This is a genomic window from Telluria sp. ZB4P36, assembly GCF_059685865.1.
Map to the genome: position 1 here is coordinate 489,062 of NZ_JCASIE010000001.1, position 12,833 is coordinate 501,894.

Here is a 12,833-nt window from a genome sequence, read left to right on the forward strand (position 1 = left end):
GGCACGCAGGCCGCTCTCAGGGCTGCGGTTCGTGCACGTCCGAGACTTCGACGTCCTCGGCGGCGATCTTCTCCTCGGCCAAGGCGTGGTCTTCCTCGTCCGCCTCCAAGCCCTCCTGGTCGGCGCCGCGTGCGCTGTCATAGGTCAGCTCGACCAGCATCGGGAAATGGTCCGAGCCGAAGGAAGGCAGGCGCTCGATGTGCGACAGCGTGAAATGCTCGCTGTGGAACAGGTGGTCGAGCGGCCAGCGGGCAAACCAGAAGCCGGCGTGGAAGGTATTGAACATGCCGCGCCCGATGCGCGGATCGAGCAGGCCGCTGATCTTGCGGAACAGCCGGGTCGTGGTCGACCACGCGACGTCGTTCAGGTCGCCCGCGACGATCACCGGCGTTTCCAGACCGGCCTCGTTCACGCTCTTGGCGACCACCAGCAGTTCGGCGTCGCGCTGGGTCGATTCCATGTGCTCCGTCGGGCTGGGCGGGGTCGGATGCAGGAAATGCATACGTACCTTCTGTCCGGAGGGCAGGACGACCAGGGTATGGATCGACGGGATGTCGTCCTCGACCAGGAACTGGATGGCGCTGTCTTCCAGCGGGAGGCGCGAGTACACGTGCATGCCGTACAGATTGTCGAGCGGGCACTTGAGCGCATGGGGATACTCGTCCTCGAGCACGTCCAGCCGCTCCTGCCACCAGCTATCCGTTTCCAGTGTCACGAAGATATCCGGCTGATGCTTCCTGATCAGGGCGATCAGGCCATCGGTATTCCGGTTCGGCATCAGCACATTCGCCGTCAAGATACGGAACTGCCGGTTCGCTCCACCGGCGACCGCGTTCTTCACTTCATGGGGATAGGCCTTAGTGTACGGAATGATCCACCAGGCCTGGTAAGCGAGGCAGGCGGCATTGGCCACCAGCAGCAAATGGAATCTGGCGTCCCGCCAGTCGAGGAACAGGAATTGTCCGACCAGCACGGCAAGCGACAGGATGGCGAGTTGCAGGCGCGGGAAATCGAGGTCGCGTATCCACCACCCCGTGCATCGCAACAAGGGCAGCAGCGTCGCGAGGACGATCACGGCGACCAGGATCACGAAAGTGGGCAGCATGGTACTCAAGGGCGGTCTGGTGACTCATCAAAGGCGATGGTCGAAGTATGCGCTTTCCGGCCCCACGCTTCTGTACGCTAGCGTGCACAAGCGACAAGATCTTGAATGCCCCTGTCAGCTTTCATTGAGCTGCCGCAAATAATGGCAAGAAATTTGTAAGTATTCGTATCCACCCCCGGTTCGACGCTTGAAACTCCGAAGACAAGGCGTAATGTGCGTTCCAAATGAACGACATTCGCGGTGGTCCGTATGAATCACATCAAGACAGGGCACTTCAGACATTTCCCCAAGCCTAGCGCCCGAGGCAAGCCGGAAATCAACCTGTATCCGCTGCTGGGAATCCTCCTCGTTATCCTGGCAGCCGTACTCGGCTATGGCGCCACGTATCTCCTGCTGTCCGCCTGAGCAAGGCGGAAGCATCGACCACGGCCACACCCGCGGGCCGTGACGCCGGCTGGGCGCAACGCCAACACGCTGGTAGACAGAATTACAAGAACTTACAGAATTCCTCGCCGGCCGCCTTCTCAACAGTACGCGGCGCAGTTACCATAGCCGTCATTCCCGATTCATCCTCACAGAAAAGCACCATGACCTTCACCACCCTGTCCCGCGCGCTGTGCCTGGCCGCTTTCGCTGCCGCCTGCGCCGCGCCGACCCACGCCACCAGCTTCACCTCGTCCGCCTCGAGCGCGGGCTCGGCCTCGTCCGGCAGCATTTCCGATTCGATCGGCGCCTCCAGCAACAGCTCGAGCGGCGAGGACCGCGTGGCCGCCGGGGACTACCGCGTGATCGACATTGCCCAGGCCCCGGCCAAGCCCGACACCACCCGCATGACCCTGCGTGCCGTGGCCGCCGGTCCGGCGCGCGAGTTCACCCTCGACGTGCCCAACCGCGCACTGGCCGAGCGCGGCGTGAACAAGGGCGAGCTGGTGCAGGTCAGCGAGCGTGTGTACGGCTTCGAGTTCGCCCACGCCGACAGCAAGCGCTCGTTCTTCCTGGCCCTGCAGGACGACTGGTACCGCGACCTGGCTTCGCGCAAGGTCACCATCTGAGTGAAGTTCAGTAAGCTCGCCGCGGCCGCGCTCCTGCTGGGCGCGAGCGCGGCCGCCCAGGCCGGGCTGCCGGCCTTCTGCCAGCAGTCGATCGACATCAGCGCCGCCGAGCAGGACCGCGTGCTGCGTTTCGCCGGCGCGGTCAAGACCGAACTCGAGCGCTCCGGGGCGCGCGTCGCCCTCATCGCACGCGCCGGCCTCGACCTGAGCCGCTTCGGCCAGCTGTATTCGCATGCCGGCATCGCCCTGCGCGACAATCCCGGCGGTCCCTGGGCCGTGCGCCAGCTCTATTACGCTTGCGACGAATCGCGCCCGCGCCTGTTCGACCAGGGCGTCGCCGGCTTCGCGCTGGGCGCCGACGCGCCCACGCGCGGCCATATCTCGTTGGTATTCCCGCCGGACGAAGACGGCGCCCTGCTTGAAGGGGCGGCGCTGGACAAGCGCCTGGCGCTGGCCCTGCTGGGCGGAGAATACAGCGCCAACGCCTATGCCTACGGCACCCGCTACCAGAATTGCAACGGCTGGGTGGCCGAGCTGCTCGCCAGCGCCTGGGGCCGCCTCGACGGCAGCGCCCATGCGCGCGAAGACGCCCAGGGCTGGCTGCGCACGCAGGGCTATACCGCCGGCCCGGTCCGGATTCCTTCGCACTGGATGATGTTCGCCGGGCAGTTCGTGCCGCTGGTGCACATGAGCGACCACCCGGCGGACGACCTGCATGCGCTCGCGCTGCACGTGAGCGTGCCGGCCTCGATCGAAGCCTTCGTGCAGCGCCGGGCGCCGCAGGCGCGCCGCGTCGAGCTGTGCCATACGCAGGAGCGCATCGTGGTGCGCCGCGGCTGGGAGCCGCTGGGCGCCGCCTGCGAACCGGCCGCGGGCGACGAGGTGATCCCGCTCGCCCCCTGAACCTGCAGGCCGCTCAGCGGCCGTTGATGTTCAGGATATTCCCGCCAGGGGTCCTTCAGCCACACCGCCTTCATGCCCATGTCTTCCATGACATGGATGTCGCCTACTCCGAACGGTAGACCTGGATCCGCGACCGGCCGCTCTCGAAGAATCCAGCCTACCCCGATTGGATCGCGCATGGCGCGCCGATATCCGCCGCACCAACAAAAAGCCCTGCTCGGGGCAGGGCTTGACGGCGGCGGCGGCGGCGGCTTATTTGGCTGCCGCGTCGGCCAGCTTGCGCAGGACGGCGGGCGACACCGAGTCGCGGCCGCGGCTCAGCAGGTACAGCGTACGGAGATCGACCGCGTTGCCGCTAGGGGCAAGGGCGGGGCTACGGAACAGGCTGCGGATGAAGTCGAAGGTGGTAGACATGATGTTCTTCCCTGAAAGCGCGATTGAATGAGGACAGTATGCGCTCTCTGAGATAGAAATCAAATTGCGATCCATGATGATCGTCATTCACCATCCAACTATCTGTAAAGGACCGACGGGAGGCACGCGTGCCTCGGCTGTAGCCAAACTGGTATCATGCGCGTTTTCCGGACCTCGGCCCCGAGCGCGCCCGTCCCCACCCTACCGAACATCAAGAATGAACACACCGACCCAATTGCCTGGCTTCTGGAGCCGGCTTTCGATCGCCTTTGGCGCCTTCTTCAAATCGCTCGGCGACGCCGAATTCGCCGCACGCGTGCGCGATGACCGGGTAGGCCCGGTCGCGATGCCGACGCCGGCCCCGACCGCGGCCCCGACGCCTGCTCCCACCCCGGCCCCGACCGCCGCGCCGCTGCGCGCCCCGACCGCCGAATCGGCCCTGCAACTGCTGAGCCTGTTCCAGCGCGAAGCCCGCCTGATCGACTTCGCCCAGGAAAACCTGAGCGCCTATTCCGACGCCGACATCGGCGCCGCCGCGCGCATCGTGCACGAAGGCTGCGCGCGCGTGCTGCGCGAGCACTTCACCATCGAGCCCGTACGCGCCGAAGCCGAAGGCGCGCGCCTCACGCTGGAAGAAGGCTTCGATGCCGCCAGCGTGCGCCTGACCGGCAACGTGGTCGGCCAGGCCCCGTTCAAGGGCACCCTGTCGCACCGCGGCTGGCGCGCCACCAGGGTCCAGCTGCCGCAGCTGGCCGAGAAGCACGACGCGCGCGTGCTGGCACCGGCGGAGGTGGAACTGTGAGCGACCAACAAGACGCGCGCTACGCCATCGGCATCGATCTCGGCACCACCCACAGCGCCCTGTCCTATGTCGACCTGCAGGCCAGCGACGGCGAAAAGGCCGTCGACGGCGTGCTGCCGGTCCCGCAACTGACCGGGCCGGGCACGGTCGAGGCCCTGCCGCTGCTGCCCTCCTTCCTCTACCTGCCGCACCCGGACGAACTGGCGGCGGGCGAAACGGCCCTGCCCTGGAGCGCCGGCGGCGAAGGCTTCATCGCCGGCGAAATGGCGCGCAGCCGCGGCGCCACCACCCCGATCCGCCTGGTGTCCTCGGCCAAGAGCTGGCTGAGCCACCCGAGCGTGGACCGCCGCGCCGCCATCCTGCCGCACGACGCGCCGGAAGAAGTCACGCGCGTCTCGCCGCTCGAGGCCTCGACCCGCTACCTGGCGCACCTGCGCCAGGCATGGAACGCCGCCCATCCGGGTGCGCCCTTCGACCAGCAGCAGGTCACCGTCACCATTCCCGCCTCCTTCGACCCGGGCGCGCGCGAACTCACCGCCGAAGCAGCGCGCAACGCCGGCTTCTCGCCTACCCTGCTGGAAGAGCCGCAAGCGGCCCTGTACAGCTGGATCCAGGGTAGCAAGGGCGCCTGGCGCAAGCAGGTCAAGGCCGGCGACATCGTGCTGGTGGTGGACGTGGGCGGCGGCACCAGCGACTTCTCGCTGATCGCCATCCTCGAGCGCGACGGCAAGCTCGAACCGCACCGCGTGGCCGTGGGCGACCACATCCTGCTGGGCGGCGACAACATGGACCTGGCGCTGGCCCACTTCGTGGCACGCAAGCTGCAGGCGGGCGGCACCCAGCTGGATACCTGGCAGATGCGCGCCCTCACCTACGGCTGCCGCGGCGCCAAGGAACACCTGCTGGCCGACCCCAACGGCACCGTCTGGCCGATCGTCGTGCCGAGCCGCGGCTCGAAGCTCATCGGCGGCTCGATCCGCACCGAACTGACGCGCGAGGAAGTCACCGCCTTCATCACCGACGGTTTCTTCCCGCGCGTGGACGCATCGAGCAGACCGGCCACCCGCCAGCGCGCCGGCCTGACCCAGGTCGGCCTGCCGTATGCGCAGGACGCCGCGATCACCAAACACCTGGCCGCCTTCCTGGCGCGCCAGGCCGGCGCCACGGCGGAGCTGGAAGGCTTCGAAGGCCGCGTGAACGCCGAACACAGTTTCCTGCACCCGAGCGCCGTGCTATTCAACGGCGGCGTGTTCAAGTCGGGCATCCTGGCCCAGCGCGTGATGGACACCATCAACGACTGGCTCTACATGGAAGGCGCGGAACCGGCACGCATGCTGGAAGGCGCCGACCTCGACCTCGCTGTCGCACGCGGCGCCGCCTACTTCAGCTACGCGCGGCGCGGCGGCGGCGTGCGCATCCGCGGCGGCACGGCCCGTTCCTACTACGTCGGCGTGGAGTCCTCGATGCCGGCAATCCCGGGCATGGAACCGCCGATCGAGGCGCTGTGCGTGGCGCCCTTCGGCATGGAAGAAGGCAGCGAACTCGAACTGCCGGGCCAGGAGTTCGGCCTGGTGGTGGGCGAGCCGGTCACCTTCCGCTTCTTCGGTTCCACCACGCGCCGCCAGGACCGCATCGGCGAGGTGCTCGAGTTCTGGGGTCCGGACGAGCTGCAGGAGATGAACGAAATTCAGGCAACTCTTCCGGCAGAGGGACGCATCGCGGGCGACGTCGTGCAGGTCAAACTGCACGCGCTCGCAACCGACGCCGGCACGCTCGAACTGGCCGCCGTATCGCGCGAAGGCCAGCGCTGGAAGATCGAGTTCGACGTCCGCCAGCAGTGACCTCGTAGTGACTGCGTACCTCGTCAGCATCGACCTGGGCACCACCAACACGGTGCTCGCTTATGCCCTGCCCGGCGCAGGGCAGGTCGAGCTGCTGGCCATCGAGCAGCTGGTCGCGCCCGGCGAAGTCGCCGCCGCGCCCTTGCTGCCCTCGATGCGCTACCACCCCGCCGAGGGCGAACTCGCTCCCGGCGAACTCCAGCTGCCCTGGGCCTCGCCAGACCCCGCCGGGGTCGAGCGCGTCGCCGTCGGCCGCCTGGCGCGCGTGCTCGGCGCGCAGGCGCCGGGACGGCTGGTGGCCAGCGCCAAGAGCTGGCTGTCGCATGCGGGCGTGGACCGCATGGCCCCCATCCTGCCCTGGGGCGCCGAGGATGCGGACATCGCCAAGGTCTCGCCGGTCGCGGCCAGCGCCAGCTACCTCGCGCACCTGCGCGCGGCCTGGAACCGGCGCTTCCCCAAGGCGCTGCTGGAACACCAGCAGATCGTCCTCACCGTGCCCGCCTCCTTCGACGAAGGCGCGCGCGCACTCACGCTCGAGGCGGCGCGCATGGCCGGCCTGCCGGACCTGCGCCTGCTGGAAGAACCGCAGGCCGCCCTCTACGACTGGCTGTACCGCCACCGCAGCACCCTGGCCCAGGACCTGGCGGGCACGCGCCTGGTCCTGGTGGCAGACGTCGGCGGCGGCACCACGGACTTCAGCCTGGTCAAGGTCGAACTGGACGAAGACGGCCAGCCGAAGCTGACCCGCATCGGCGTCGGCAATCATTTAATCCTCGGCGGCGACAACATGGACCTGGCGCTGGCGCACCTGGCCGAAGCGCGCCTCGCGGGAGAACATGCGCCCGAACGCCTGTCGGCCGGCCGCCTGGCCCAGCTCACCGAACGCTGCCGCGCCGCCAAGGAACAGCTGCTCGCGCCCGGCGCACCGGAACAAGTGAACGTCACCCAGCTCGGTTCGGGCTCGCGCCTGATCGGCGCCAGCCGCTCGGCCACCATCACGCGCGAGGACGTGCAGCGCATCGTCCTCGACGGCTTCTTCCCGCCGAACGAAGCGCAGGAAGGGGCGAAGCGCGCGCGCGCCGGTATCGTCGAATTCGGCCTGCCGTATGCGAGCGATCCGGCCGTCACGCGCCACCTGGCCGGCTTCCTGCGCCAACATGCGCAGGCGGCGCGCGAAGCCCTCGGCGTCGCGGACGATGGCAGCCTGCCCGTGCCCGACGCCCTGCTGCTCAACGGCGGCGTGTTCCGCGGCGCGGCGCTGGCCCGGCGCCTGGCCGAGGTGCTGTCCACCTGGCGCGGCGCGCCGGTGCAGGTGCTGCACAACGAGGATCCGGACGTGGCCGTGGCGCGCGGCGGCGTCGCCTATTCGCTGGCGCGCGCGGGCCAGGCGCCGAGCATCGAAAGCGGCTCCGCGCGCAACTACTACCTGCTGCTGGATGCGGAACAGTCAGGCGACACCCTGCGCGCGGTCTGCCTTCTGCCGCGCGGCGCGCCCGCCGGCGAAGAAGTCCGCCTGGAAGGCCGCAGCTTCGCCCTGCGGCTCGGGCGGCCGGTACGCTTCCACCTGGTATCGTCCACCGCCGACCCGGGCGGCGTCCTGCCGCAGGCGGGCCACCTGGCGGACCTGCCGGCCGCCGACATCGTGCGCCTGCCCGCCATCTCCACGGTATTGCGCAGCACGCGGACTACCGACATTCCGGTACAGCTGGCCACCGTGCTGTCCGAAGTCGGCACGCTGGAAGTCTCCTGCGTGGCCGAAGAGGATCCCTCCCAACGCTGGCGCCTCGAATTCCAGCTGCGCGGCGAGGACGAGGCTGCGGTCGAGGACACGGCCCTGCCGCCCCAGCTCGACGATGCCATCGCCCGCATCGACCGCATCTTCGGCAACCGTTCGCAGCAAGTCGACCCGCGCGAGGTGCGCCAGTTGCGCGCCTCGCTCGAACACCTGCTGGGCGGGCGCGAGCGCTGGACCACGCCGCTGCTGCGCCGCCTGTTCGACGCCCTGCTGGCGCGCGCCAAGGGCCGTCGTCGCTCGGCCGAGCACGAGCGCGCGTGGCTCAACCTGACCGGCTACTGCCTGCGCCCGGGCTTCGGCCATCCGCTCGACGAATGGCGCATCGAGCAGCTGTGGGCGATGTTCGAGACCGGCGTCCAGTACCACAAGGACAGCCAGGTGCGCGCCGAATGGTGGACCCTGTGGCGTCGCGTGGCCGGCGGTCTCTCGACCGAAGCCCAGCTGCGCCTGCTCGACGACTTCGCATTCAACCTGCAGGCCAATGAAGCGGAGCGCGGACGCCGCCCCGTCACGCTGGTCGACGGCAGCGAGGACGACATGCTGCGCGTCGGCGCCTCGCTCGAACGCATCCCGTCCGCCTACAAGGCCGAGATCGGGGAGTGGCTGATGGGCCAGGTCATGGAAATGCCCGGCGGCGCCAAGATCGACGCCCGCGCCACGGCAAGGTATGCGCGCTACCTATGGGCCCTGGGCCGCGTCGGTGCGCGCCAGTCCTTCCATGGCGCCGCGCACGAAGTGGCCCCGGCGGCATCGGCCGAGAGCTGGCTCGGCCAGCTCCTCCAGCTCGACTGGAAGAAGATCGAGCCGGCCGGCTTCGCCGCCGCCCACATCGCACGCATGACCGGCGACCGCTCGCGCGACATCGGCCAGGCCGTGCGCGACGAAGTGCTGCGCCGCCTGTCCGCCAGCGGCGCGCCGCCCGCCTGGGCGGCCATGGTGCGCGAAGTCGTCGAACTCGACCAGGCCGTCGAGACCCGCATGCTGGGCGATGCGCTGCCGCCCGGCCTCAAGCTGCTGCGCTGACACAGCGCATCAGCAAAACACGAAGTCCTCGTTCGACTTCGGCAGCGCGCACATGACACCGCGAACGCCGACCCACACAAACCCGGCGACGGGAACCAGCAGCAACCAGAATGCAGACATGATCGACTCCTTCAGCACAGCTTGTTTCGCACGGGTGTGCGAAATGAATGTAAAAAAAGGGACGGGCGTGCCCGCCCCGGTCCGGTGATTCCCTACTCGAGATCGTTAAAACTCTTGTACGTCGATATCAGGCGGTTGAATGCCCGTTGCGCCCTGCGCGGCACGGCGGCGGTGCGCAGGAAGCGCGCATCGTGCATCACCCCGATCGCCAGGCTGTAGACCTCGAACACCAGCTGCTCGGGTTCGGTGTCCGGCCGCAGGTGTCCCGCTTCCATCGCCTGCAGGACAGTCTTGCGCAACGAGGCGCGCCAGCGCGTCACGCCGGCCTCGATGCGGTCGCGCAGCGGTCCGGGCACGTCGTCGAACTCGAAAGCGCCGGCCGTGTACAGGCAGCCGCCGCGCTCCGTCTCGTTGCCGATCTTCTTCAGCCACAATTCCACCTGCAGGACCAGGCGCGGCAAGCCCCGGGGCGCCTGCAGCGAGGGGGCGAAGACTTCCTCCGCGAAGCGGCGGTCGTATTCGTCCAGCACGGCGTCCTGCAGGGCCTCGAGCGAACCGACGCGGGAAAACACGCCGCTCTTGCTGATGCCCGTGCGCTTGGACAGCTCACCCAGCGATACCTTGCCGATCCCATCCTGCGCCGCCATCGCATAGGCGGCCTCGAGGATGGTCGCAAAGGTCGCTTCGCTTTTGGCCGTGGTGTTCATGCCCTCACTTTAGCACAGGTGTGCGAAACAGCAAGCGCTTTTTCTTGCTGCCTCGCACTCCACGCTTACCAGAACTTGTAGCTGGCCGAGAAAGCGAACTGGCGGCCGAACAGGTTCTGGCTGTGGTTATAGCCTTCCCAGCCGTTCGGATCGTAGTAAGGCTTCTTGTCGAGCACGTTCTTGATGTTGAGGCCCAGGTTCAGGTTCTTGGTCGGTTTCCAGTTGAAGCCGAGGTTGACCGTGGTGAACGAGGGCGCGCCGCCGCACAGGTTCTCCGGCAGCGAGACCCCGGCGGCCAGGCAGTTCTCCGGCGTGTTGTCGGTGTCGTACTCGCCGTAGGCCCACTTGGTCTTGCCCGTGTAGTTCACGAACAGGCTGGTGGTGAAGTTAGCGTAGTTCCAGTCGGCGTTGAAGGTGCCGCGCAGGCGCGGCGAGTTGTAGTAGCCGACGTAGTTGCCCGAGAAGCCGCTGCCGTCCTCGTAGTTGTAGATCTCGCGCCGGCGGATGGTGAAGGCCACGCCGGTGTTCAGGCGTCCGTAGTCGCCCAGCCCGATGCGGGTGCGCGCATCGATGTCGAAGCCGTCGACCAGGGTGCGGCCGCGGTTCAGGTAGGAGTTGATCAGGCCGCCCAGGTTGCCGACCGAGTAAGTCGGCCGCGTGCCGGCGCAGGCCCCCGCATTGGCCGGATTGGCGCACATGGTGCCGATTGCAGCCATGTTGGCGCGGTCGGCATCGGTCAGGGCATTGCGGATCGCCTGGTCGGTGCCGGCCAGGCCGGGGCCGTACTGGTCCACCAGTTCGGTGAACAGCTGGTTGAAGTCCTGGCGCACGATCTCGTTGCGGCGGTTGACGATCCAGTAGTCGAGCGAGACGCTGACGTCGCGCACCGGCTGCAGCACCAGGCCAAGGGTGGCGATCTTCGCCTTTTCCGGCTCCAGTTCCGGGTTCGGCGGGGTCAGGCCGCCCACGGTGGTCGAGCAGTTCGAGTTCAGCAGGCTGCGTCCCAGGTCGACTTCGGCCGCCGAGACGGAGCGCATCAAGAGGCGCGCGATGGCATTGGTCTCGTCGCAGCGCACGGTATCGCGGATGCCGCCCACCTGGGCGAACACGCCGCCCGAACCCGATTCGGCCAGGTTCGGCGCGCGGAAGCCCTCCGAATAGGTGCCGCGCACCATGACTTCCGGACGCGCGCGCCACACCACGCCGATCTTCGGCGCCAGGTTGGCGCTGAAGTTCGGGTACTTGTCGAGGCGGGCGGCGGCGTTCAGCTCGAGCTTCTCGGTGAGCGGCACCACCACTTCGCCGAACACGGCGGCAATGGTGCGCTTGCCGTCGAACCAGGAACCGCCCTGCTGGGTGATCAGGCCGTTGGCTGCGTCGGCATTGCCCGGGGTGTCGAAGCTTTCGCGCATCAGGCTGGTGCCGAAGGCGGCGCGCACTTCACGCCCGCCGATCTTCGCCAGCGTGCCCTCGACTTTCGCGTCCCAGGTGATCAGCTTGGTCCAGGACTGGATGTCGAAGGTCGGGTAGGCCTGGCGCAGCAGCGCGGCATTGGCCTCGCTGATCTCGCCGAACTTGTAGGCCGGGTTGTCGGCGATGTAGGTGCGGCCCGTCACCGGGTCGGTGGTGAAGGGACCGAAGGCCTTCGCGAAGCCGGCGGTATTGATGTTGATGGTCTGGTACAAGGTCGAATGGCTGCCCGCCACGCTCAGCGCGGTCTCGAATTCCCAGTCGCCGAACACGGTGCCGCGCAGGCCGGCCAGGGCGCGGTAGCTGTCGTCGATGTTGCGCTGGCCGAAGTGGTTGGTGGCGTCCTGCATCAGGTAGTTCAGGCCGGCGGCGCCGCCCATCAGGGCGGCCATGTCCGGCGCCAGCCTGCCCTTCAGGTAGGCGTTGTTCGGTCCCAGGTAGGGAATCGCGAAGGTGTTCAGCTTCGTTCCTGTATTGCGTGCGAACCAGTTGTTGGTGCTGCCGCTGTTGAAGCTGCGCGGACCGTTCGCACCCACCATCTTGATGTGGGTGTAGGCCGCTTCGGCGAAGCCTTCGAAGCCGTTGGCGAAGCGCTTGCGCCCGGCCAGGTAACCGGTGGCGCGCTCCGACGAGGGGCCGGTATCGAGCGCATACGGCAGGTTGTTCCAGACGCAGCGGGTGCCCGAGGCCTCGGTGATCGCGGTCGGGCAACCGCCGACGGCGCGCTGGGTGCGGGCGTTGTTGCGGGCCGGGTTGAACACGAAGAACGTGCCCGGGTTCAGCACACCCGGCTCGCTGCCGGTGCCGATGCGGAAGTTGGGGATGAAGTTCGGGTTGTTGACGTAGAAGTGGTCCGGACGCTTGTCGTAGGTATCGGACAGGGCGATGCGGTCGCGCTTGTAGAGGTTGAGCGAGCCGATCACGTTGTAGCCGTCGGCGCCCAGGTCGCCGGTGCCGAACACGATGCCGCCCTGGCGCTCGCCATACGAGTCGACATCGGCCGAGGAATCATGGCTGACGCGCGCTTCCAGGCCCTGGTAGTTCTTCTTGGTGATCACGTTGATCACGCCCGCCACCGCATCCGAGCCGTACACCGCCGAGGCGCCGTCGGTCAGGATCTCCATGCGTTCGATCGCCGCCGCGGGAATCGCGTCGATGTTCACGAACATGGTCTGGAAGCCGGACGGCGCGCCGTAGAAGGACAGGCGGCGGCCGTTGAGCAGCACCAGGGTGCCCTGGGCGCCCAGGCCGCGCAGGTTGGCCTGCGAGCCGCCGTCCGAGCCGGTGAACATCGAGCGGAAGTCCTGCTGGGCCGGACGCGCGGCCGGCAGGTTGTCCAGCACCTGCATCAGGGTGCGCGCACCCATGTTCTCGATCTGCCTGGCGTCCACCACCTGCACCGGCGACGCGGTTTCGGCGTTGATGCGCTTCAGGCTCGAACCGGTCACCTCGACCCGCGCCATCTTGCCGTCCTTGCTGTCCTCGGGCTTGGTGGCGGGTTCCTGCGCCAGGGCGCCCGTTGCCAGACCGGCTGCCGCCAGCGCGGCCATCATCTTCTTGAGTCTCATTGCCTCTCCTGTTTTTATGGATATGTGCCCCCC

Annotated in this window: 10 protein-coding genes; 6 read left to right on the forward strand and 4 right to left on the reverse strand. The window is 67.9% G+C overall.

All coding sequences use genetic code 11. The annotated features are described in order from the left end of the window. Positions 1–16 precede the first annotated feature (16 nt). Positions 17–1,105 carry an endonuclease/exonuclease/phosphatase family protein gene (locus AC56LK_RS02275; RefSeq protein ID WP_497182934.1) on the reverse strand — a complete coding sequence of 363 codons (1,089 nt, stop codon included), beginning with the start codon at positions 1,103–1,105 and terminating at the stop codon, positions 17–19. 249 nt (positions 1,106–1,354) lie between these two features. Here AC56LK_RS02275 and AC56LK_RS02280 point away from each other — a divergent pair, with 249 nt between their 5' ends. The 3 genes from AC56LK_RS02280 (at position 1,355) to AC56LK_RS02290 (ending at position 3,060) form a co-directional block, all read left to right on the forward strand. Further along, positions 1,355–1,510 (forward strand): hypothetical protein, encoded by a 156-nt coding sequence (locus AC56LK_RS02280; protein WP_497182935.1) that lies wholly within the window; start codon positions 1,355–1,357, stop codon positions 1,508–1,510. Between the two features lie 182 nt (positions 1,511–1,692). Further along, positions 1,693–2,157, forward strand: a complete 465-nt coding sequence (locus AC56LK_RS02285) for a hypothetical protein (RefSeq protein WP_497182936.1) — start codon at positions 1,693–1,695, stop codon at positions 2,155–2,157. After that, positions 2,158–3,060 carry a DUF2145 domain-containing protein gene (locus AC56LK_RS02290; protein ID WP_497182937.1) on the forward strand — a complete coding sequence of 301 codons (903 nt, stop codon included), beginning with the start codon at positions 2,158–2,160 and terminating at the stop codon, positions 3,058–3,060. A gap of 252 nt (positions 3,061–3,312) precedes the next feature. Here the strand turns inward: AC56LK_RS02290 and AC56LK_RS02295 are convergent, their stop codons facing one another. Next, on the reverse strand, positions 3,313–3,474 hold the full coding sequence (locus AC56LK_RS02295) for a hypothetical protein (RefSeq protein ID WP_497182938.1): 162 nt from the start codon (positions 3,472–3,474) through the stop codon (positions 3,313–3,315). Between the two features lie 217 nt (positions 3,475–3,691). Here AC56LK_RS02295 and AC56LK_RS02300 point away from each other — a divergent pair, with 217 nt between their 5' ends. Genes AC56LK_RS02300 through AC56LK_RS02310 form a run of 3 tightly spaced genes read left to right on the forward strand, consistent with a single transcriptional unit; the run spans position 3,692 to position 8,935 of the window. Further along, a complete protein-coding gene (locus tag AC56LK_RS02300) occupies positions 3,692–4,276 on the forward strand; it encodes a DUF2760 domain-containing protein (protein ID WP_497182939.1) in 585 nt (194 codons plus the stop codon). After that, the gene (locus AC56LK_RS02305) at positions 4,273–6,117 is read left to right on the forward strand and encodes an Hsp70 family protein (protein ID WP_497182940.1); all 1,845 of its coding nucleotides are present in this window, start codon (positions 4,273–4,275) and stop codon (positions 6,115–6,117) included. The genes AC56LK_RS02300 and AC56LK_RS02305 overlap by 4 nt, the downstream gene beginning before the upstream one ends. A 7-nt stretch (positions 6,118–6,124) precedes the next feature. Continuing rightward, a complete protein-coding gene (locus AC56LK_RS02310) occupies positions 6,125–8,935 on the forward strand; it encodes an Hsp70 family protein (protein ID WP_497182941.1) in 2,811 nt (936 codons plus the stop codon). 212 nt (positions 8,936–9,147) lie between these two features. Here AC56LK_RS02310 and AC56LK_RS02315 read toward each other — a convergent pair whose 3' ends face one another. Next, complete coding sequence (locus AC56LK_RS02315) at positions 9,148–9,762, reverse strand: TetR/AcrR family transcriptional regulator (protein ID WP_497182942.1); 615 nt, start codon at positions 9,760–9,762, stop codon at positions 9,148–9,150. A 65-nt stretch (positions 9,763–9,827) separates the two neighbouring features. Next, positions 9,828–12,800: a TonB-dependent receptor plug domain-containing protein gene (locus AC56LK_RS02320; protein ID WP_497182943.1), complete on the reverse strand. Its 2,973-nt coding sequence runs from the start codon at positions 12,798–12,800 to the stop codon at positions 9,828–9,830. Positions 12,801–12,833: the final 33 nt, after the last annotated feature.

What these genes read in the sequence shown, in the direction of transcription:
- AC56LK_RS02275 (WP_497182934.1), bottom strand. Translation starts at nt 1,105, where the DNA reads ATGCTGCCCACTTTCGTGATCCTGGTCGCCGTGATCGTCCTCGCGACG.
- AC56LK_RS02280 (WP_497182935.1), top strand. Translation starts at nt 1,355, where the DNA reads ATGAATCACATCAAGACAGGGCACTTCAGACATTTCCCCAAGCCTAGC.
- AC56LK_RS02285 (WP_497182936.1), top strand. Translation starts at nt 1,693, where the DNA reads ATGACCTTCACCACCCTGTCCCGCGCGCTGTGCCTGGCCGCTTTCGCT.
- AC56LK_RS02295 (WP_497182938.1), bottom strand. Translation starts at nt 3,474, where the DNA reads ATGTCTACCACCTTCGACTTCATCCGCAGCCTGTTCCGTAGCCCCGCC.
- AC56LK_RS02300 (WP_497182939.1), top strand. Translation starts at nt 3,692, where the DNA reads ATGAACACACCGACCCAATTGCCTGGCTTCTGGAGCCGGCTTTCGATC.
- AC56LK_RS02315 (WP_497182942.1), bottom strand. Translation starts at nt 9,762, where the DNA reads ATGAACACCACGGCCAAAAGCGAAGCGACCTTTGCGACCATCCTCGAG.
- AC56LK_RS02320 (WP_497182943.1), bottom strand. Translation starts at nt 12,800, where the DNA reads ATGAGACTCAAGAAGATGATGGCCGCGCTGGCGGCAGCCGGTCTGGCA.